Source organism: Natronoarchaeum mannanilyticum, from assembly GCF_039522665.1.
In the GTDB taxonomy this organism is placed as follows: Archaea; Halobacteriota; Halobacteria; order Halobacteriales; family Natronoarchaeaceae; genus Natronoarchaeum; species Natronoarchaeum mannanilyticum.
Window position 1 is genome coordinate 238541 of record NZ_BAAADV010000003.1, and the last position, 19813, is coordinate 258353.

Annotated in this window: 25 protein-coding genes; 17 read left to right on the top strand and 8 right to left on the bottom strand. The window is 69.7% G+C overall.

Going from position 1 to position 19813, the window contains the following annotated elements:
• Nucleotides 1-22 precede the first annotated feature (22 nt).
• Entirely contained in the window at nucleotides 23-1216 is a 1194-nt protein-coding gene (locus ABDZ81_RS09695) for an NAD(P)/FAD-dependent oxidoreductase (RefSeq protein WP_343773764.1), read from the top strand.
• 21 nt (nucleotides 1217-1237) lie between these two features.
• Here the strand turns inward: ABDZ81_RS09695 and ABDZ81_RS09700 are convergent, their stop codons facing one another.
• The 3 genes from ABDZ81_RS09700 to ABDZ81_RS09710 all read right to left on the bottom strand — a co-directional run bounded on the left by ABDZ81_RS09700 (nucleotide 1238) and on the right by ABDZ81_RS09710 (nucleotide 3382).
• Nucleotides 1238-1747 carry an Hsp20/alpha crystallin family protein gene (locus tag ABDZ81_RS09700; protein WP_343773765.1) on the bottom strand — a complete coding sequence of 170 codons (510 nt, stop codon included), beginning with the start codon at nucleotides 1745-1747 and terminating at the stop codon, nucleotides 1238-1240.
• Entirely contained in the window at nucleotides 1744-1902 is a 159-nt protein-coding gene (locus ABDZ81_RS09705; RefSeq protein WP_343773766.1) for a DUF7559 family protein, read from the bottom strand. The genes ABDZ81_RS09700 and ABDZ81_RS09705 overlap by 4 nt, the downstream gene beginning before the upstream one ends.
• A 61-nt stretch (nucleotides 1903-1963) precedes the next feature.
• Nucleotides 1964-3382: a D-aminoacyl-tRNA deacylase gene (locus tag ABDZ81_RS09710; RefSeq protein WP_343773767.1), complete on the bottom strand. Its 1419-nt coding sequence runs from the start codon at nucleotides 3380-3382 to the stop codon at nucleotides 1964-1966.
• A 130-nt stretch (nucleotides 3383-3512) separates the two neighbouring features.
• Here ABDZ81_RS09710 and ABDZ81_RS09715 point away from each other — a divergent pair, with 130 nt between their 5' ends.
• The 8 genes from ABDZ81_RS09715 (at nucleotide 3513) to ABDZ81_RS09750 (ending at nucleotide 10357) form a co-directional block, all read left to right on the top strand.
• Nucleotides 3513-4313 carry a shikimate dehydrogenase gene (locus ABDZ81_RS09715; protein WP_343773768.1) on the top strand — a complete coding sequence of 267 codons (801 nt, stop codon included), beginning with the start codon at nucleotides 3513-3515 and terminating at the stop codon, nucleotides 4311-4313.
• 129 nt (nucleotides 4314-4442) lie between these two features.
• Nucleotides 4443-5111, top strand: coding sequence for a helix-hairpin-helix domain-containing protein (locus tag ABDZ81_RS09720; RefSeq protein WP_343773769.1), 669 nt, complete (start codon nucleotides 4443-4445; stop codon nucleotides 5109-5111).
• A gap of 39 nt (nucleotides 5112-5150) precedes the next feature.
• Nucleotides 5151-6806, top strand: a complete 1656-nt coding sequence (gene pabB / locus ABDZ81_RS09725) for an aminodeoxychorismate synthase, component I (RefSeq protein WP_343773770.1) — start codon at nucleotides 5151-5153, stop codon at nucleotides 6804-6806.
• Nucleotides 6806-7456 (top strand): anthranilate synthase component II, encoded by a 651-nt coding sequence (locus ABDZ81_RS09730; protein ID WP_343773965.1) that lies wholly within the window; start codon nucleotides 6806-6808, stop codon nucleotides 7454-7456. Before pabB ends, ABDZ81_RS09730 begins: the two co-directional genes overlap by 1 nt.
• The gene (locus ABDZ81_RS09735) at nucleotides 7453-8319 is read left to right on the top strand and encodes an aminotransferase class IV (protein ID WP_343773771.1); all 867 of its coding nucleotides are present in this window, start codon (nucleotides 7453-7455) and stop codon (nucleotides 8317-8319) included. Before ABDZ81_RS09730 ends, ABDZ81_RS09735 begins: the two co-directional genes overlap by 4 nt.
• 134 nt (nucleotides 8320-8453) lie before the next feature.
• A complete protein-coding gene (psmA, locus tag ABDZ81_RS09740; RefSeq protein WP_343773772.1) occupies nucleotides 8454-9209 on the top strand; it encodes an archaeal proteasome endopeptidase complex subunit alpha in 756 nt (251 codons plus the stop codon).
• Nucleotides 9206-9901: an archaeal proteasome endopeptidase complex subunit beta gene (gene psmB, locus ABDZ81_RS09745; RefSeq protein WP_343773773.1), complete on the top strand. Its 696-nt coding sequence runs from the start codon at nucleotides 9206-9208 to the stop codon at nucleotides 9899-9901. The genes psmA and psmB overlap by 4 nt, the downstream gene beginning before the upstream one ends.
• Before the next feature lie 135 nt (nucleotides 9902-10036).
• Nucleotides 10037-10357 (top strand): hypothetical protein, encoded by a 321-nt coding sequence (locus ABDZ81_RS09750; RefSeq protein ID WP_343773774.1) that lies wholly within the window; start codon nucleotides 10037-10039, stop codon nucleotides 10355-10357.
• Between the two features lie 4 nt (nucleotides 10358-10361).
• On the opposite strand, the gene ABDZ81_RS09755 is transcribed toward ABDZ81_RS09750, so the two are convergent.
• On the bottom strand, nucleotides 10362-11003 hold the full coding sequence (locus ABDZ81_RS09755) for an SdpI family protein (RefSeq protein WP_343773775.1): 642 nt from the start codon (nucleotides 11001-11003) through the stop codon (nucleotides 10362-10364).
• A 53-nt stretch (nucleotides 11004-11056) separates the two neighbouring features.
• Between ABDZ81_RS09755 and ABDZ81_RS09760 the strand changes: the two genes are divergently transcribed.
• Nucleotides 11057-11473: a Rieske (2Fe-2S) protein gene (locus tag ABDZ81_RS09760; protein WP_343773777.1), complete on the top strand. Its 417-nt coding sequence runs from the start codon at nucleotides 11057-11059 to the stop codon at nucleotides 11471-11473.
• A gap of 51 nt (nucleotides 11474-11524) precedes the next feature.
• Here the strand turns inward: ABDZ81_RS09760 and ABDZ81_RS09765 are convergent, their stop codons facing one another.
• Both ABDZ81_RS09765 and ABDZ81_RS09770 read right to left on the bottom strand, forming a co-directional pair.
• Nucleotides 11525-11815: a transcriptional regulator gene (locus ABDZ81_RS09765; protein WP_343773778.1), complete on the bottom strand. Its 291-nt coding sequence runs from the start codon at nucleotides 11813-11815 to the stop codon at nucleotides 11525-11527.
• Between the two features lie 81 nt (nucleotides 11816-11896).
• Entirely contained in the window at nucleotides 11897-12295 is a 399-nt protein-coding gene (locus tag ABDZ81_RS09770; protein ID WP_343773779.1) for a DUF5802 family protein, read from the bottom strand.
• A gap of 233 nt (nucleotides 12296-12528) precedes the next feature.
• Between ABDZ81_RS09770 and ABDZ81_RS09775 the strand changes: the two genes are divergently transcribed.
• From ABDZ81_RS09775 to ABDZ81_RS09785, 3 genes are all read left to right on the top strand, one after another.
• Complete coding sequence (locus ABDZ81_RS09775) at nucleotides 12529-13524, top strand: hypothetical protein (RefSeq protein WP_343773780.1); 996 nt, start codon at nucleotides 12529-12531, stop codon at nucleotides 13522-13524.
• 80 nt (nucleotides 13525-13604) lie between these two features.
• A complete protein-coding gene (locus ABDZ81_RS09780; protein ID WP_343773781.1) occupies nucleotides 13605-14264 on the top strand; it encodes an ArsR family transcriptional regulator in 660 nt (219 codons plus the stop codon).
• 4 nt (nucleotides 14265-14268) lie between these two features.
• Complete coding sequence (locus tag ABDZ81_RS09785) at nucleotides 14269-14790, top strand: GrpB family protein (RefSeq protein ID WP_343773782.1); 522 nt, start codon at nucleotides 14269-14271, stop codon at nucleotides 14788-14790.
• A 3-nt stretch (nucleotides 14791-14793) separates the two neighbouring features.
• On the opposite strand, the gene ABDZ81_RS09790 is transcribed toward ABDZ81_RS09785, so the two are convergent.
• Both ABDZ81_RS09790 and ABDZ81_RS09795 read right to left on the bottom strand, forming a co-directional pair.
• Entirely contained in the window at nucleotides 14794-15063 is a 270-nt protein-coding gene (locus ABDZ81_RS09790) for a hypothetical protein (protein WP_343773783.1), read from the bottom strand.
• Nucleotides 15064-15079: 16 nt separating this feature from the next.
• Entirely contained in the window at nucleotides 15080-15610 is a 531-nt protein-coding gene (locus ABDZ81_RS09795; RefSeq protein ID WP_343773784.1) for a DUF456 domain-containing protein, read from the bottom strand.
• 134 nt (nucleotides 15611-15744) lie between these two features.
• On the opposite strand from ABDZ81_RS09795, the gene gatD reads away from it, so the two are divergent.
• From gatD to ABDZ81_RS09815, 4 genes are all read left to right on the top strand, one after another.
• On the top strand, nucleotides 15745-17037 hold the full coding sequence (gene gatD / locus ABDZ81_RS09800; protein WP_343773785.1) for a Glu-tRNA(Gln) amidotransferase subunit GatD: 1293 nt from the start codon (nucleotides 15745-15747) through the stop codon (nucleotides 17035-17037).
• Between the two features lie 10 nt (nucleotides 17038-17047).
• The gene (locus tag ABDZ81_RS09805; protein ID WP_343773786.1) at nucleotides 17048-18058 is read left to right on the top strand and encodes a GNAT family N-acetyltransferase; all 1011 of its coding nucleotides are present in this window, start codon (nucleotides 17048-17050) and stop codon (nucleotides 18056-18058) included.
• 167 nt (nucleotides 18059-18225) lie between these two features.
• Nucleotides 18226-18630 carry a hypothetical protein gene (locus ABDZ81_RS09810; protein ID WP_343773787.1) on the top strand — a complete coding sequence of 135 codons (405 nt, stop codon included), beginning with the start codon at nucleotides 18226-18228 and terminating at the stop codon, nucleotides 18628-18630.
• Between the two features lies 1 nt (nucleotide 18631).
• On the top strand, nucleotides 18632-19807 hold the full coding sequence (locus ABDZ81_RS09815; RefSeq protein WP_343773788.1) for an inorganic phosphate transporter: 1176 nt from the start codon (nucleotides 18632-18634) through the stop codon (nucleotides 19805-19807).
• Nucleotides 19808-19813 lie beyond the last annotated feature (6 nt).

The following is a 19813-nucleotide window of genomic DNA, read 5'->3' on the forward strand; positions in this document are numbered from 1 at the left end:
GCTCCCGGCCGATCCTCGGGGCATGGATCTCGATCTGCCCGCATCGCCGGAAACCCCGCCGCCCGACTCCGACCGATCGGTCGCCGTGGTCGGCGGCGGCGCGGTCGGCGCGACGGCCGCCCGCGACCTGGCGCGCTGGGACGTCGACGTGACGCTGTTCGAGCGCGACGCCGTCGGCGCCGGGGCGACCGGCCGCGCGGCCGGCATCGTCTACGACGCGTTCGCGGAGGATCTCGACGCCGCCGTCGCCGACCGCGCGCTCGACCGGTTTCGCGAGCTCTCGGGCACCGCCGAGTTCGAGCTGACCGACCGGCCGTACGTCTGGTTCGCGCGAGAGGGCGACGACCGGAACGCCGAGGCGATCCGCGAGCAGGTGCCCAGAATGCGCGCGAACGGCCGAGACGTCGATCTGCTCGCGCCGGGCGAGATCGCCGACCGGTGGCCGACGCTGTGCGCGGACGATATCAGCGTGGCCGCCGTCGCGGAATCGTCCGGCACGACGACGCCCTCGACCTACGCCGCGGCGACGGCCGAGCTGGCCGAAGCCGACGGCGCGACGATCGAGACGGGGACCGCCGCACGGATCGAGACCGATCCAGTGGCGGTACGCGTCGGTGCCGAACGCCGGCAGTTCGACGCCGTCCTCGTCGCCGCGGGCGCTCGGACGCCGGGGCTGCTGGCCGACCCGGGGATCGAACTCGCCAGCGAGGCCTACCGGGTGCAGGCGCTGACCGTCGGCGTCGAGGCGGAGGACGACGAGCAACGCGACCGAGCGGCCGCGCTCCCCTCGTTCTACGACGCCACGGGCGGGTACTACGCCCGACCGAAGGACGGGGAACTGCTCGCCGGCGACGGAACAGAACCGGTCCCGGCCGATCCCGACGACTGGGATCGAGAGAGCGACGCGTGGTTCCGCGATGACGTGCTGGAGAAACTATCGGGGCGCGTCGACGGCGTCGAATCGACCGCGAGCGACGCCTGGGCCGGGCTGTGTACGGCGACGCCGGACCGAAATCCGCTGGTCGGCCAAGTCGAATCCGGGCTGTTCGTCGCGACCGGATTCCACGGCCACGGGTTCATGCGCGCGCCGGCGATCGGCGAGCTCGTCGCTCGTCAGCTCTGTGGCGCGGACGGCATCGCGGCGTTCGATCCGGCCCGGTTCGACGGGCGCGATGAGTTCGAGATCGTGGAGGGGATGGCGCTCGACGAACACTGAGGAGGGCAATCGGAGCGGGCGCTACGCGTCCGATTCGACGTCGAGAGACTCCGAGTCGGAGGCGTCGACCGACTCCGCATCGGGGGCGTCGATCGGTTCCGCGTCGGCATCGGCAGTGTCCTCGGCGTCGGCAGTGTCGGCCGACGCCGCGTCGGCGTCGACCTTCGGCAGCAGCACTTCGAGCGTGCCGGCGTCGGTCAGCGTCGCGGTCGCCGCCTCGGCGTCGACCGTCACGTCGTCGGGGATTTCGACCTTCCCGTCGAGCGAGAGCCCGCGGCCGGGGAAGCGCATCTCGAAGTCCTCGTGGGGGTCGCGGAACCGGTCGATCCGGACGTGGACGGCGCCCCGGGAGAACCGCACCTGCACGTCGCTGCCGGTCGCGCCGGCGGCGTCGAACACCGCGAGCAGGGCGTCGTCGCTTTCGAGCAGGTCGACCGGAATCGCCCGGCGCTCCTGAACGCTGCCGGCGACGCGGCCGATCCGGCGGAGCACGCGCCCGCCGACCGACCGGCCGATCTCGCGTAGCGTCATACCTCGATCTCCTCGAGACAGTCGGTCCCGCCGCAGTACGGACAGGAGAAGTCGGCTACGCCCACGTCGTCGGGCATGTCGTAGGTGTAGTGTAGCTCGAACATGTCGATATCGCAGTCCTCGGCCGTACACTCGACTTCCAGGGTCGGCGGCATACCCGATAGTTGGGGCGTGGGCGGAAAACAGTTTTCGGGAGCGGCACGACTCGCGCGTCGCCTACACCTCGAACTCTTCCTCTCGGACCGACCGCACGTCCTCGGGCGCGACCGTCTCGCCGTCGACCTCGACGGACTGGCCGTTCGAGAGCTTGCCGAACGCCGGGCCCTCGGGGACGCCGGCGGCGCTGGCGAGTTCGGGATCGAACGCCTCGATCTCGACCCGCAGACAGCCGTTCCGGCGCTCGACGGCGTCGTACTTCTCCGCGAGCACGTCCGCGAGCGCCGCGACGAGATCCTGATATGCGTTCGGTTTGGACCCTCCGCCGTCCGCGGCCGGGAACGCCGCCCGCCCTGCGACCCTGGTGCCGGACTCGTTCGTCTCGAAGGCGTAGGCGTGCCGTTCGAACGCATCCCTGACCGCATCCCGATCGACGCCCTGTGCTTCGGCGAGCAGGTCGTCGGGGAGGTCGACGACGGCCACCTCGTCCTCGGGAACGATGTCGGCCTCGCGGGCAGGGTCGCCGAATCGGAGCCCGTCCGAGATCGACGAGAGCTCGTCTTCCAGCGGCGTCACCAGCGAGAGCGGGACGCCGTCGGTCTCGCGGAGCCAGCGCTCGCCGACCGTGCGGTAGCCCAGCTCCTCGATCACGTCGACGACGTCTTCGTACTCGCCGTCGGCGTCGTCGACGAGCGCGAGATCGGCCTCGCTGTGCGCAAAGGCGGCGTCGAGCACGTCGCGGCGTTGGTCCGGATCGCCCATCGCGTCGAGCGCCCAGTCGGCGGCGACGTGGCCGACGTGCCAACCCGTCTCGCGGACGATCCGCTCGAAGCGCGGCGCGTAGTGGCCGCCGCCGATCCCGACGACGTGCCGGCGGATCGGGCAGTCCGTGACGGCCGGCGAGTCGCCGTCGCCCGGCCGGCGCTCGGCGTGGGGCGCGACGCCGTCGAGGTCGAGGATCGCTTCGGCGACGGCCCGGGCGCCTTCCGGATCCTGCCACTGCTCTTCGTCGCTGCCGAGCTCGACGAACATCGAGGGGACGCCGACCTCGGTCGGGCCGTGGTGGGTCGCTTCGACGCCGACGTCGTACGCCGGCGGGGCGTGTTCGCCGAGCGCGTCGACGACCGCCGAGAGCGCCTTCGGGCAGGCCGTCGCGAGCGCGTGGTCCTCGCCGCCGTACTTCGCGGGCCCGAAGTTGCCGGTGAAGTGGGCCGTCAGCAGCGCGCCGGTGTCGCCGGCGTGTCGCGAGGCGAACACCAGCAGGTCCGGGTCGTCGAACGGCGCCGCGGCGGCCTCGACGTCGAGGTGGAGATCCTCGAACGTGCGCAGCTCGAACTCGCCGGCCCGGAACACCGCGCCGCCGCCCCCGGCGTCCGGGTGGGCGTCGTCGACGCGGCGGCGCCAGTCGGCCAGCTCCAGTAGGTGCTCGCCGACGTGCTCCGATGCCGAATCCGCGCGGCTGACGACGATCCCGATCACGGAGAGTGGTACTGGCGCGCCGGGAAAAAGGGTATCGACAGCGGGCGAGTCGGCGGCGCGAACGCGAGACCGGTACCGGCAGTCGCGATCGACCGCACCAGTTATTTTCCGCGGGCCGCCTCTTGGCGGTATGGACGTGTACGGTCTGATCGGGAATCCGGTCGGGCACTCGCTGTCGCCGCCGATGCACGAGGCCGGCTACGAGGCGCTCGGGATCGACGCCCGCTACGTGACCTTCGAACCGGCGCCGGAGGACGTCGGCGCCGCGATCGAGGGCGCCGAATCCCTCGGCGTCGCCGGGCTGAACGTGACGATTCCCTTCAAGCGGGACGTGCTCGATCACGTCGACGCCGACGAGCTGGCGAGCCGGATCGGCGCGGTCAACACGGTCGATTTCTCGGGCGAGCGCCCGACCGGCCACAACACCGACGCCGAGGGCGTCCGGCGCGCGTTCGATCGGTACGACGTCGACCTGGACGGCGCGACGGCGGTCGTCGTCGGCGCCGGAGGAGCCGGACGAGCCGCCTCGTTCGCGCTGTCCGACGCCGGCGCCGCGGTGCGGATCGCCAACCGGACCGAAGCGCGCGCGCACGATCTCGCGGCGGACGTGCCGAACGCGAGCGGCCACGGCCTGGCGGGGCTCGACGACCTGCTCGCGGACGCGACGGTGCTGGTCAACGCGACCAGCGTCGGGATGGAGGAGGACGCCACGCCGGTACCCGCCACCGCGCTTCACGGCGATCTGGCGGTGCTCGACGCCGTCTACCGACCGCTGGAGACCACCCTGCTTCGCGACGCCGCGGACGCCGGCGCGACGACGATCGACGGCGCGTGGATGCTGCTGTACCAGGGCGTCGCCGCGTTCGAGCGCTGGACCGGCGAGAACGCCCCGGTCGACGCGATGAACGACGCGCTTCGGGACGAGCTGTAGCGGCGGGCGCTGCGCGACGCGTTGTAGCGGCAATTCCTGCGAGAACCGACGCGCTCGTCGGCGAAGTCCCCGGAGTCACCGCCCACGAGGCGAACGGCTTTAAGTGGAACGACTGGTAACTACTGCACAATGTCACTGTTGGATACGTTGAAGTCGCTTCTCGGACTCGGCGGCGGAACGAACGAATCGCAAGGCGACGTCGGAGTCACCGTCGAGCGCGAGACGGGCGACACCGAACCGGCGACCGAGACCGAGAGCACGGTCAAGGGCGCCGACGTCGAGCCGAGCGACGCGGAGGTCGACGAATCGGCGTCCGAGAAAGCGGGCGACGAGGACGCCGACGAAGACGATCGCGAGCCGAGCGCCGAAACCGCCGACGAGGCGATCGAGGAGGCCGAACCAGAGCGCGGCGAGTCCGACGAGATCGTCGAGATGGACGAGACCGATGCCGACGAGGGAGACGACGACGAGGAGGAACCCGAAGCGGCAGAGGAGACTGAATCCGGGTCCGAGACGGAGGACGAGTCCGAAGCGGCAGACGAGTCCGAAGTGGCGGACGAAGGCGCGGAATCCACCGAGGAAGACGAGACTGACGAGGAGGACGACGCCGAGGACGAGCCCGAGGACGACCTCGAGGACATCAAGGGCGTCGGCCCGGCCTACGCCGAGCGCCTGCGCGGCGTCGGCGTCGAGTCGATCGCCGACCTCGCCGACGCCGACGCGGAGTCGATCGCCGAGGAGACCGATCTCTCAGCCTCTCGCGTCGAAAACTGGATCGAGCAGGCGAAGGTCCGCTAGACCGCAACACCGTTATTTCCCGGCCGCTTTCTCCCGGTAATGAGTTCCCCGACGGTCGCGACCGACGCGGACGCGTTCCGCGCGGTCGCCGCGGACGCGCCGATCGGCGCGCGCGTGCCGGTGGAAGTCCGCGCGACGGTGGCCGACCCGTTCGACGCCTACCGCCGCGCCCGCGACGGCCCCGGCGGCGCGTTCCTGGAGACGACCGGCGGCCAGTCCGGCTGGGGCTACTTCGGCGTCGAACCTATCGAGCGGCTCACCGTCAGCTCCGACGCCGTCGTTCGACAGTCGCCCGAACACGCGGGGGACGACGCGCTCGACGGGCTCGGCGGCCGAACCGCGCCGTCGCTCGCCGCGCTCCAGGGGCTGCTCGACGGCGAAGCGCTCGTCCGGGGCGACTGCGACGTTCCCTACCCCTGCGGCGCGATCGGCTGGCTCTCCTACGACCTCGTGCGCGAGATCGAGCAGTTGCCCGAGACGACGACCGACGATCGCGACCTCCCGCAGCTGCAGGTCGGCGTCTACGACCGGCTGGCCGCGTGGGAGGAGCCCCGCGGCGGCGAGGAGGCCGGGGACCACGAGACGACGCTGCGGATCACCGCCTGCCCGCGGATCGAGGACGACGACGCCGCGGCGATCGACGCCGCCTACGAGCGGGGGCGCGAGCGTGCGCTCGACCTCGCGCGGAAGATCGAGGAAGGCGCCCGAGAGGTCGACGCCCCGCCGGTCGAGCGGGACAGCGCCACCTTCGAGAGCGACTGCGGGCGCGCGGCGTTCGCCGAGCGCGTCCGGCGCGTCAAGGAGTACGTTCGCGACGGCGACACGTTCCAGGCGAACGTCTCCCAGCGCCTGACCGCGCCGGCGGCGGTCCATCCGGTCGCGGCGTACGACGCCGTGCGCGAGGTCAACCCCGCGCCGTACTCCGGGCTGCTGGAGTTCCGCGGCGTCGATCTGGTGAGCGCGAGCCCCGAACTCTTACTGGAGCGAGCGGGCGACCGGATCGAGACGGAACCGATCGCGGGCACCCGCCCGCGGGGCGCCACCCCCGAGGAGGACGTAGCCCTCGAATCGGAACTCCTCGGCGACGAGAAGGAGCGCGCCGAGCACGCGATGCTGGTCGATCTGGAGCGCAACGACCTCGGGAAGGTCGCGGCGTACGGCAGCGTCGACGTGCCCGAGTACCGCCGGATCGACCGCTACTCGGAGGTGATGCATCTGGTCTCGCGAGTCACCGGCGAACTGCGGCCCGGCGCGGAACTGGCGGACGCCGTCGCCGCGGTGTTCCCCGGCGGGACGATCACGGGCGCACCGAAGCCCAGGACGATGGAGATCATCGACGAGGTAGAAGCGACCCGCAGGGGCCCCTACACCGGGTCGATGGCGATATTCGGCTTCGACGAGCGGGCGACGCTGAACATCGTCATCCGGACGCTCGTCCGCCGCGGCGCGGAGTACCACCTGCGCGTCGGCGCCGGGATCGTCCACGACTCGGTTCCCGAACGCGAGTACGAGGAGACGCTGGACAAGGCCCGCGCGCTGATCCGAGCGGTCGACGAGGCGCTCGACGGCCGGACGAGCCTAGGCGTGGAGGAGGAGGAGAGCGGAGCGGAGGACGCCGTGTCGGCGTCGGACGCCGCGGACGCGCCGGCGTCCGGCGACGAGACGCCCGACGACCGCGGGGGTGAGCCGCGGTGATCCTCGTCATCGACAACTACGACTCCTTCGCGTACAACCTCGTCCAGTTCGTCGCGGAAGCCGAGATTCGGGCCGCCGAACGCCGGGGCGTCGAGCCCGTCGAGCCGGTGGTCCGACGGAACGACGCGATCGACATCCCGGAAATCCGGGAGCTGGATCCCGACGGGATCGTCGTCTCGCCGGGGCCCGGAACGCCCGCCGAGGCCGGCGTCTCGATCCCGATCTTCGAGCGGACCGAGTATCCCGCGCTGGGGGTCTGTCTCGGCCACCAGGCTCTGTGTGCGGCCCACGGCGCGCCCGTGATCCGCGCGCCCGAGGTCGTCCACGGGAAGCCCTCGACGGTGCGCCACGACGGCGAGGGTATCTTCGAAGGGTTACCGGACGCGTTCGAGGTGGGGCGGTACCACTCGCTGGCGGTCGAGCGCGAGGACCTCCCCGACCCGCTCGTCGAGACCGCCCGGACCGACGACGAGCAGGCGATCCTGATGGCGGTGCGGCACCGCGATCGGCCCCACGTCGGCGTCCAGTTCCACCCCGAGAGCATCCTGACGGGGCCGGTCGACCGCGACGCCGAGGGGGCCGAGCTCTCGCTCGAACTGGGGAAGCGCCTGATAGCCAACTTCTGCGAGTACGCCCGAACTCACTCATGAAATACCACGTCGACGGAGAACTCGTGCCGGCAGAGAACGCGACGGTGAGCGTCGAGGATCGCGGGTTCCAGTACGGCGACGCCGCCTTCGAGACGATGCGCGCCTACGGCGGGTCGATCTTCGAGTGGTCGGCCCACGCCGAGCGGCTCGCCGGCTCCTGCGAGACGCTCGGGATCGACCACGGGCTCTCGGATGCCGAACTGCGGAAGCGCATTCGGGAGACCCTCGACGCCAACGACCTCGCCGACGCCTACGTGAAGCTCTCGATCTCGCGGGGCGTCCAGGAGGGGAAGCTGACGCCGCGGCCCGACGCCGACCCGACGGTCGTCGTGATCGTCAAGGAGCTCCCGCGCGGCGGCGTCGAGGGCGCCGACGTCTGGGACGAGCCCGCGACCGTCCAGACCACGAAAACTCGCCGCATCCCCGACAACGCGCTCCCGGCCGAGGCGAAGACCCACAACTATCTCAACGGGATTCTCGCGCGCCGCGAACTCGTCGAGGGGGCCGACGAGGCGCTGCTGCGCGACGCGGAGGGTAACGTCGCCGAGGGCGCGGCGAGCAACCTGTTTCTCGTCGGCGAGGACGGCATCCACACGCCGAGCCTCGACGGGCCGGTGCTGCCGGGGATCACCCGCGAGGTCGTGATCGAACTGGCCGACGAAGCGGAGATCCCGGTGTACACCGGCAGCTACGCGCCCGACGACGTCCGGAACGCCGAGGAGGCGTTTCTCACGAACACGACCTGGGAGCTCCGGCCGATCGAGTCCGTCGACGGGATCGAGATCGGCGGCGGGCCGGTGACGAACCTGCTCTCGCGGCTGTTCGACGAGCGCGTCGAGCGGCGTCACTACGACGGCGACTGACCGTCTTTCGAAAGAGCGGCGACGCGGCGAAAACTGACGTATGAGGCCTTCGGAACGGGACAAACCTGCCGCCGCCGTCGCGGGGTTTCGCAGAAGGCCTTTAAACGTGAGACCCTTACCCGTGGTGAAGACTGATGCAGGGACAACACAATCAGCAGGCCTACGACCGGGGGATCACCATCTTCTCCCCGGACGGACGGCTCTACCAGGTAGAGTATGCGCGCGAAGCGGTGAAGCGAGGGACGGCGACCATCGGCGTCCGGACGCCCGACGGCGTCGCGCTGGTGGCCGACCGGAGCGTCCGCTCGCGACTGATCGAGCCCGAGAGCGTCGAGAAGCTCCACGAGATCGACGACCACGTCGGCGTCGCCAGCGCCGGCCACGTCGCCGACGCTCGGAAGCTGGTCGACTTCGCGCGACGGCGCGCACAGACCGAGCAGCTCCGGTACGGCCAGTCGATCGGCGTCGAGACGCTCTCCAAGGCGATCACCGACAACATTCAGGAACACACCCAGACCGGCGGCGCGCGCCCCTTCGGCGTGTCGCTGCTGATCGCCGGCACCGAGGACGGCGAGCCCCACCTCTACGAGGCCGACCCGTCCGGGGTCGCGACCGAGTGGAAGGCCGTCGCCGTCGGCGGCGACCGCGACGTGATCCAGGGCCACCTCGAAGACGAGTACACTGAAGCGCTGGGCGTCGACGAGGGCGTCGGCCTCGCGCTCGAAGCGCTGGCCGAGGCCTCCGACGAGCCGCTCGACCCCGCGAGCGTCGACGTCGCGGCGATCGAGGCCGAGACCGACGAGTACCGACCGTACGACGTCGAGGAAGTGCGCACGATCGTCGACGATCTCGAGGTCGAGACGGTCGACGAGGAGGAGGACGAAGAATGAACGACAACTTCGAGACCGCCGGCGCGGAGAACCCCTTCGAGCCCGAAGTGGGCTCGTTCCAGGACGTTCAGGGCGGCGAAGAGGGCGAAGTGACCAAGACCGGGACGACGACGGTCGGTCTGACGACGGCCGACGGCGTCGTGATCGCGACGGACATGCGCGCCAGCCTCGGCGGGCGGTTCGTCTCGAACAAGGACGTCCAGAAGGTCGAGCAGATCCACCCGACGGCCGCGCTCACGCTCGTGGGCTCGGTCGGCGGCGCCCAGTCCTTTATCGAGACGCTGCGCGCCGAAGCGAGCCTCTACGAGACCCGCCGCGGCGAGCCGATGAGCATCGAAGCGCTCGCCACGCTCGCGGGGAACTTCGGTCGCGGCGGTCCGTTCCGCGCCATCCACCCGATCCTGGGCGGCGTCGACGAGGACGGCAGCCACGTCTACAGCATCGATCCCGCCGGCGGCGTGGTCGGAGACGACTACACCGTCACCGGCAGCGGGATGCAGGTCGCCTACGGTACCTTAGAGCAGTACTACGAGGAAGGCCTCTCGAACGAGGAAGCCAAGAAGGTCGCCGCTCGCGCGGTCCAGAGCGCGGTCGAGCGCGACACCGGCAGCGGTAACGGCGTCTTCATCGCCGAGATCACCGACGAAGGCGTCGAGATCCAGGGCCACAAGGACTTCGACGAGGTCCTGTAGTCGGCACCGTTCCGTAGTCGACCCATTTCGTCGGCGTCACCGAACGACCATCCGCGGCGCTCTGTTGATCGAGGACTGGCGGATCGGAGTCGAACCACCGGAACTGTTTTGACGGTTTAGTATCGACGGAGTATCATGTCGAGCCCGGAAGACACCCTCCGCCACTCGCCGGTCGACTTCGAGACCGCCGTCGCGTACGCGTTGCACCCGGAGATGCGCCGCCTGCTCATCATCTACGCCGTCGGGTCGCTGCTGGTACCCCTCGGGCTGGGGTCGTTCGCCAGCCGGCCGCTGTTCACGCCGCTGCTCTCGGGGCTGATCCAGCAGATCGTCGGGCTGGCGATCGCCGTCGCCGGCGCGCTGTTGCTGTTCGCGGGGCTCGTCGGGGCGGCGTTCAAGGTCGTCACCGACGCGAACGTGCTGGCCGCCGAGACGACCGGCCCGCGGTCGCAGTAAGGAATCAGCTCGGGAGCTTACTGTACGCCCAGTAGGAGTACGCGGTCGTCGCGACGGCGGCCAGCAGGAGCGGGCCGACCAGAAACGCGAACGCGTACTCGCCGGCGACGACGCCGCCCAGCGTGAGCACCGCGGCGCCCTTGAACAGCGCGGCGCCTTTCTCGTGGGTTCGGTCCCAGACCCGCTCGTCCGACAGCGTCCAGGGATTGCGGATGCCGACGAACCAGTTGGGTTCCGCCCGCTCCAGCAGGACGCCGGCACCGTAGTACAGCGCCGCCGTCGCCGGGACGAGCGCGCGCGTCATCGAGACGTCGACGCCGAGGTTCGTCGCCAGAACGATCCCGTGGACGTAGGCCAGAAACGCCAGCGCGGCGACGACGAACCAGTCGTAGGTCGGCCGGAACGACTCGTAGTTTTCCCCGAGCGGATCGAACCGCGGCACCGACCACAGCAGCGCGGCCAGCGCGGCCATCAGCGCGGGGAGGCCGAACGCGCCGACCGGTCGCGACGCCCAGCCGTCGGCGTCGCCCGCCGGTCCCCAGTGGATCGCCATCTCCGCGGGCAGGTCGCCGTAGACTGCGGCGCTGGCCAGCGCAGCGGCGCCGACCAGCGCGACCGTCGCCGCGAGGCGGCGTCTCGCGTTCATAGCAGGATGATTTTCGAGCCAACTATATGAACCCTCCCGCAAACGAGGGGACGATGCCACCGGGAGCCGAGATCGCGGCCGCCGACGAGATCCCCGACGACTCGACGCTGATTTTCACCGTACGGGACGCCGACGGCGAGGAAGCGGAGGCGATCCTCGTCGAACTGGACGGCGAGATCGCGGGCTGGCTCAACGCCTGCCAGCACATGACCCACATCAAGATCGACAAGGGCTCGGGCGCCGCGATGCGCAACGGTGAACTCGTCTGCGAGAATCACGGCGCGTACTTCGAGGCCGACACGGGCTACTGTTCGTTCGGCCCCTGCGAGGGCGCCTACCTGGAGGAAGTCGGCGTGACGGTCGACGACGGCGTGGCGTACCTGACCGACGACGACTACGAGTTCGTCCGCGTCGGGCCGGTCGAGGACGACCCGGCGGATCTCTCCTCGTCGTCGAACGTCAAGATCTGAGGCCGGGTCGCGCTCGCCGATCGTGACGCCCGGACGCCGCCGAGAAGTGTTCTATTCGATGGTGAACTCCGGCTCGTCGATCCCCTCGTGCTTGCACTCGGGACACCGCGAGGGGAGGTTCGCCGGCTCGTCGTACTCGTCGAATCCGCACTCGCGGCAGGTCGGCGGCGCGACCAGCAGCCGCTCGTCGGTCGGTTCGAGCGACATCGCGAGATGCTGGACGTGTTCGAGCGCCGCGTGCGTGGTGACGTCGAGTTCCGCGGCGAGCGCGCTCGGCGTCGCGACGCCCTCGCGGAGGTGATCGGCGATGCGCCGGCGGGTCGTCTCCTCTGCCTCGCGCATACGGGCCGTAGCAGTCCGGGGCTCAAAACCGTATCGGGCGCGGACGGAGCCGCGCCGAGCGTTCGGACGCCCCGGGCGTGATCAGTAGCCCGCCGTGGGGTCCCACCCGTGTCCGCCGTCCGCGCCGTCGTCCGGCGTCGGTTCCCCGCCAGTGAGTCGCAAGAGCTGCCGCGCGCGATCGGCCTTGGCGAGCAGCACCTCTTTGAGCGCCGGCGGGTTGCGGACCCGAACGTCCTCCAGCACTGTCGCGGGCACTGCGAGCGTGTCGCGCGGGACGTCCGGTTCGCCGTGAACCGGGATGTGACGCTCGTCCAGTTTCATCACCAGCGGCGCGTCGAGGCGCTCGACGCCCTCTCCGGACGCGTACAGCTGCTCGTTGACCCGTTCGTGCTGATCGCGCTGCATCACCGCGCGATCGCCGTCGAACGGCTCGACGTACAGCCGGCCGAAGTAGTAGCCGCTGGAGAACTCCTCGAACATGATACATGATAACACGTGTTACGATCGAAGATAAGCCTTCCGGCGAGCGCTTTTGTAGGAGCGCATTCAGGCAGTTTTCCGGACCGAACCGGGCGCCGCCAGGTGAGATCCTCGTTCGAGGGCCCAAATGCCGTTTTAAACGCTAAAAACGGATTTGCGTCCGTTATCGTGCCAGGTGAACGGTGCGAACGAAAGTCCGCTTTTTTACTTAGTGCGGTAGTTAGGTTCTGTCAATGAGCAGTTTCCGCGCCGTGGTCTTCGCCGCGATGGTCGTCCTCGGGACGGTGCTGGCCGTCCCGTTCGCGGGAGCGTTCGCACTGACCGACGCCACAACGCTCGACGCGCAGGACGGCGGAACGAACGGCACCGACGGAAACGTCACGGAGGGGAACGCCACCGACGGTAACGGTACCGACACACCGTCTGTCGGCGCGCAGGTGTCGTCGTTCATGCAGACCAGCGCCACGAACGCGACGAGCGAGGTCGAGAGCGGAATGTTCGAGGCCGAGTACGAACGGGCCGACAACAAGTCGGCCGTAGTCGAAAAGCGAACGGTCCGGATCGAGCGCCAGATCGAGCGGTTGCGCGAGCGAAAGCAGGACCTCGCCGAACGGGAAGGGAAGCTAAACGACGTGGCTTACACCGCCCGGATGAGCCGGATCGTCGGCGAGATCGAGTCGCTCGAGCGCCAGATCAACGGGACGGCCGCAAAAGCCGAACGAACCGGCGTCGACACGAATCAGTTCGACCGCATGCGGGCGAACGTCTCCGAGCTCCGCGGGCCGAAAGTACAGGCGGCCGCCGACGCGATCCCCGGCCGGGGGCCGCCCGCCGATCGCGGCCCGGGCGAGCGCGGACCGCCCGATGACCGCGGCGGCCCGCCCGCGGACGCCGGGGCGAATAGCGACGACCGCGGGAACGGTCCGCCGGACGCGGGAGCATCGGACAATGCGAGCGCCGGCAACGGTGCTACGGCCGGCAGCGAATCCAACGCCGGCAGCGACGGTGGTGGACTGCCGGGAAATGATCGCGGCCCGTCGGACGACGGCGGGCCCGGTGATGGTGCTCCCGGCAATAGCGGCGACGCGCCCGGAAAGTCCGGTACCGACGCCACCGACAACAGCGGGGAGGCCGCGGAGAACAACGCCGCCGGCCCGAGTAACGGCGGCGGCCCGAACAACGCCGGAGGTCCCGGTGAAAGCCGCCCCGACGTGACACTCGTCCGGTAGTACGCGGCCCCGCTGCCCTCCTGCGGACGCGGGCCGCGAGCAGATACCCTTTTCAGCGCGGCGACCCTACGAACGGTCAGATGGACTCCGCAGCCTTGCTGGATCTTCTGGGCAACGAAAACCGCCGGCGCATCCTCCGCCTGCTGGCGCGCAAGCCCTGCTACGTCACGGAGATCAGCGAGTACCTCGGAGTCAGCCCCAAAGCGGTGATCGACCACCTCCGTAAACTGGAGGAAGCCGGCATCGTCGAGAGCCACACCGACGACCAGCGTCGGAAGTACTTCCACATCTCCCGGAATCTCCGGCTCGAAGTGAACGTCTCGCCCTACGAGTTCGGCACCAAGAGCGCCTACCCCGCGAGCCGCGGGTTCGACATCACGACGTGGCGCTACCTCTCGATCGACGTCCAGCTCGACGACGACGAGGAGGAGAGCACGCGCGAGTTAGCCTCGGAGCTCAAGGAGCTCGAACAGCTCGAAAACGAGCTCTCGATGGCCCAGCGGTGGGTCCAGGGTCGGATCACCGAGGTGCTCGACGAGCTGACCGACGAGGCGGACGCCGACGCCGACAGCCGGCTGTACGCCGACGTGCTCCTGGCACTGTCCGACGATCCGAAGATCACCGACGCCATCGCCGAGGACGTCGAGGCGCCCCCGGGAATGGTCGAACAGGTGCTCGCGGACCTCTCGGAGAACGGCCTCGTCGAGCGAGCCGACGACGGCTGGTCGCTGGTCGACTAACCCGATGCTCGGACTTGAACGCGGCACGGTCGAACTCGTCGAACATCGCAAGGGGTGGCATCGCCTGGCCGACGAGGAGCGATCGCACCTGAACGATGCCCTGAGCGACAGCGTCGACGAGATCGAGCACGTCGGGAGCACGGCGATCGAGGGACTGCCGGCGAAACCCGTGCTCGACCTGCTGGCGATCACCGACGAACTCGCCCCAAAATCCGAGTGCGCAACAAAACTGGAACCGGAGGGATACGAACTCCGGGAGAACGATCCCGTCCCGGACCGGCTGTTTTTCGCCAGGGGGCCGGCCGAGGAGCGGACGCACTACCTCTCGATCGCCGAGCGAGGCAGCGAGTGCCACCGCGAGCAGATCGCGTTCAGAGACCACCTGCGAGCGAATCCGGACGCCGCCGCGGAGTACGCGCGGCTCAAACGGAAGTTAGCGAAGGCCCACCCCGACGACCGGGCGTCCTACACGGAGCGAAAATCGGCGTTCGTCGAGCGCATCCTCGAACGGGAGCGGGAAAGATAGCACCTACTCGACGGTGTGATACAGCACCGCGACGACGATACTGCCGATTCCCATCCCGCCGATCCCGGCGAAAAACGTCGCGAGCGTCCACGCCAGCCGGTGGTCGTCCTCGTACTTCGTGAGGTTGTAGAACACGATCAGCGACATCCCCACCGGAACTGACAGGTGAAGACCGCCAGTGAACACTGGGCCGGCGAGAGCGTCCAGAGGAATGAACGGCCACATTACGTCCGCGTAGTAGTCGTCGAAATTTAGAATCGTCGGATCGGCCACCGATCCCCGGGCGTCCTCAGATATCCTTCGACAGCCCGTCGCGCAGATCGCGCCCGAAGTAGACGCCCAGCAGCGTGACGACCAGCCCCACCGCGCCGCCGATCGCGGCGATCGTCGCGACCGACTGGAGACCCAGACCGAACGCGATGAACCCGGGGATCGCGCTGATCGCACCGAGCAGCGCGCCCGCAGCACCCGTCTCGGCGTACCGGCGCTTGGGGCTAACCAGCCCGACGACGAAGGCGCCCGCGAACGCGCCCAGCAGGCCGCCGATCCCCGAGACGATCGGGACCACCGACCGCCCGACGCCGGCCAGGATCGCCAACCCGACCAGCGCGCCGAGGAACGCCTTCGGCGAGAAGTACCCCGAGAGTCGCGACCCGTCGTCGGCGTCCGTCGCCGACCCGCTCTCGGCGTCCGAACCGCCGAGCAGGTCGTCGTCGAGGCTGTCGTCGTCGAAGCCGCCGCCATCGAACCCCCCGTCCCGGCGCACGTCATCGTCGTCCGACGACGCCTCCGACGTGAGCTGGTCCGTGCGCTCGCTCATACGCGGTGGTTCGGCGGCCGGTCCCATGGGTGTTTCGCTGCGCCAACAGGTCGGCGCCGCCGGAGCGCTCGTTCGCCGCGCGACCGAACCGACGAAGGAGTGCGTTCAAGTCCCGCCGGACAGAACGGGAGATCATGAACGCAGGCGATCGCGTGCGGGTCGAGCGCGCGGGACAGACCTACGAGGGCGTGTTGCTCCCCTCGACGACGCCGGAGCACCTCGTCGTCAAGCTCGAGGGCGGGTACAACGTCGGCATCGACCGTTCGGACGCCGACGTCGACGTCCTGGAGTCGGACGTCTACGACGTCGAGGACGGCGACGCCGAGGCCGAATCCGAAGTCGAGTTCGACGAGGATCTCCCCACGATCTCGCTGATCTCGACCGGTGGAACCATCGCCTCGACGGTCGACTACCGCACCGGCGCCGTCACCGCGCAGTTCGACGCCGAGGACGTGCTGCGCGCGGTGCCCGACCTCGCCGGCCTCGCCAACTACCGCGGGCGGGTCGTCGCCAACATCCTCTCGGAGAACATGACGCCCGACGTCTGGCAGGAGCTGGCGGGCGTCGTCGCCGAGGAGATCGAGCAGGGGGCCGACGGCGTCGTCGTGATGCACGGCACCGACACGATGCAGTTCACCGCGAGCGCGCTGGCGTTCATGCTCGATACTCCGGTGCCGATCGTGTTCACGGGCAGCCAGCGCTCGGCGGACCGGCCGTCCAGCGACAACGTGATGAACGCGGTCTGCGCCGTCGAGGCCGCCAAGAGCGACTGCGCGGAGGTGCTGGTCTGCATGCACGAAGACGAGTCCGACGAGGACTGCGCGCTCCACCGCGGGACGCGCGTCCGGAAGAACCACACCTCGCGCCGGGACGCCTTCGAGACGGTCGGCCGGAAGCCGCTCGGCCGCGTCGACTACGACGAGCGCGCGGTCACGTTCCGGCGCGAGCACGCGGAGCGCGGCGAAAGCGAGGCGCGACGCGCCTCGGAAACGTCGAGCGGCGAGCAGCCGGGAGACGCCGAACTCGCGGTCAGCGACGATCTGAACCCCGACGTCGCGCTGGTGAAGTTCACGCCCGGCACCGACGAGGCGGTGCTCGACCTCGCCGCAGAGAAGGACGGCATCGTGATCGAAGGGACGGGGCTTGGCCACGTCCACTCCGACTGGATCGACCGGATCGACGAGATCACCGACGCGGGGACGCCGGTCGTGATGACCAGCCAGTGTCTCGACGGGCGGGTCTGCGACCGGGTGTACGACACCGGCCGCGACCTGCTCGACGCCGGCGTCATCGAGGGCGAGGACGTGCTGCCCGGCACCGCGAAGGTGAAGCTGATGTGGGCGCTCGCCAACAGCCAGAATATCGCGGAGACGATGCGGACGCCGATCGCCGGCGAGATCACCGACCGATCGGTTCCCTGGAAGTGAGGTTAGGACGGTGGGGGATTCGAACTCCGGCGGCGACCGATCGCACGCCGGCACCGACCTGACGGTTCGCGAAGCGCGGGCCGACGACTACGACGACGTCGTCGCGTTCACCAGCGACACCTGGGCCGACCGCAAGACCGGCGATTACCTCCCGGACGTGTTCCACGACTGGCTCGCCAAAGAAGACGCCAGAACGGCGATCGCGGTCGACGGCGACACGGCCGTGGGAATCCTGCAGTGCGCGCTGCTGTCCGACCGCGAGGCGTGGCTCCAGGGAATGCGCGTCGACCCCGAGTACCGCGGCCGCGGCGTCGGCGGCCTGCTCGTCGAGCATCTGTTCGACTGGGCCCGCTCCGAGGGCGCGACGGTCGCCCGCAACATGGTGTTTTCCTGGAACCAGGCGGGGCTCGGACAGTCGCGTGCGACCGGGTTCGAGCCGACGACCGAGTTCCGCTGGCTCCAGCCCGACCCGACCGCGGACGCCGATCACGACGCCCACGACCGGCTCGGCGTGACGACCGACCCGGACGTCGCGTGGCGGTACTGGCAGGAAAGCGCCGCTCGCGACCACCTCCGCGGACTGGCGCTTTCGCCCGAGGAGAGCTGGGCCGTCCGCGAGCTGACGCGCGAGGACCTCCGCGAGGCCGACGACGAGACGGCCGTGTTCGCGGTGACGTCCGACGAGGGCGCCCGCGGGATGACGTTCAGGGTCCGGGACTACGAGCGCGAGGTCGAGGGCGGGGGCGATGTCGGCGAGAGCGACGATAACGCGGGCGCCGAAGCCGAGGGCGCCGCGGCGACCGAACGCGTCGCCGAGTACGGCGTCGGCGCGTGGGCGGACGCCGAGGCGCTGGAGACGCTGGTCGCGGCGATCCGCCGCGACGCCGCCGGGATCGGGGCCGACAGAACCAGAGTGTTGATCCCCGAGACGGCCCGGCACGTCAGCGACGGCGCCTACCGCCGGGCGGGCATCTCGGACCATCCCGACTTCGTGCTCTCGGCGGACCTGGCGGGGCGGTGAGAGCGGCCGCTCGCCGATCCCGTCTTCCCAAAGAACTTCCCGGTACGCGCCGAATTAGGTGACATGATCGCAGCCGCTCATTATCGGAGGTCTGACGGATTCGAATCCGGGATCCCGAGGCACCGACGCACCGCACCCACGATGGACGCCGAGACGGGCGTCGGTCGATGAATCCGCGCCGGGTCGACGCCGCGGTGGATCTCGCGTACGGCGCGTTGATCTTCGTCGCGGTCGTGCTGATCGCCGTCGAAGGCGCGAGGGTCGGCGTGGCGTTCGGGTTCGGCGTGCTGGTGTCGTACGCGATCCACGTCGTCTGGAAGATGTCGCGGTTCGACCCCGAGTGGATGACCCAGGAGGTCGAGCAGACGGTCGAGAAAACCGTCGAAGAGACCGTCGAGCAGACGGTCGAGGAGGAGATCGGCAGCGTCGAGCAGACCGTCGAGCAGGAGCTCGAAGGCGTCCAGGAGCAGGTCGAATCCGTCGAGGAGCGGGTCGATCGGCGCCCCCGCGAGGACGAGATCGCGGACCTCCTCGACGAGACCGACGGCGAATCGGGGGACGACGAGCGATAACATGGTGTCGGTACTGCTGCTCGTCGGGGTCGTCGTGTCGCTGTTCGTCGGGTACAACATCGGCGGCGCGACGACCGGCCCGGCGTTCGGGCCAGCCGTCGGCGCCGACGCGATCTCGAAGACGACCGCGGCCGGACTGATGACGGTGTTTTTCTTCGTCGGCGCGTGGACGATCGGCCGCCGGGTCGTCGAGACGCTCGGCGGAGACCTCGTCGCGGCGTCGGTGTTCACGCTGTCGACCAGCATCGGGGTGCTGTTTTTCATCGGGCTCGCGCTGTTCGTCGGCAACCTGTTCGGCGTGCCCGCCTCGACGTCGATGACCGCCGTCGGATCGATCGCCGGACTCGGGCTCGCCGCGGGCGAACTCGACTGGACGGTGATGGGCGAGATCGCCATCTGGTGGATCATCGCCCCCTTCATCGGGTTCTGGGTGTCGCTGGTGATCGGCCGCTACTTCTACGCGCGGCTCAACCGGATGGTCAGGATGGAGCGCAGCGAAGGACCGCTCGTTCGGCTCGATCGGTCCGGCGCGATCCCGCGCCCGGTCGTCAGCGAGACGACGAGCAGGCGCGAGCTGTGGGGCGTGATCACCGTCATCGTGATCGGCTGCCTGATGGCCTTCAGCTCGGGAACCTCGAACATCGCGAACGCGATCGCGCCGCTGGTCGGGAGCGACGCCGTCGAGATGAACCCGGCCATCGTCGGCGGCTGCCTGGCCGTCGGCGTCGGGACGTTCACCATCGCGCGGCGGACCTTAGAGACGATGGGCAACGACCTGACCGAACTCCCGCTGACCGCGGCGATCGTCGTCGCGGTCGTCAGCGCGTCGCTGGTGATCTTCCTGTCGGCGATCGGCATCCCGGCGAGCTTCGTCGTGATCGCGACGATGTCGATCATCGGCCTGGGCTGGGGCCGGGCGACCCGCCCGCTTACGGTCTCGGAAGCGGTCACGGGCGAGGAGTCGCCCCGGGTGTCGGTCGGCGCGCTGACCGTCGACGATGAAGGCGAGACGCCGCCGTCGATCGGCGAGGAGGACCCCGAGGACATCCCCAGCGCCTCGGATCTGTTCGACCCGGCGACGACGGCGCGCGTCGTCATGATGCAGAACGTCGTCCCCGCGATCGCGACGACTGGAGCGTACCTCACGTTCCGGTTCGTGCCGCTCTTCGGGCTCTGACGGCCG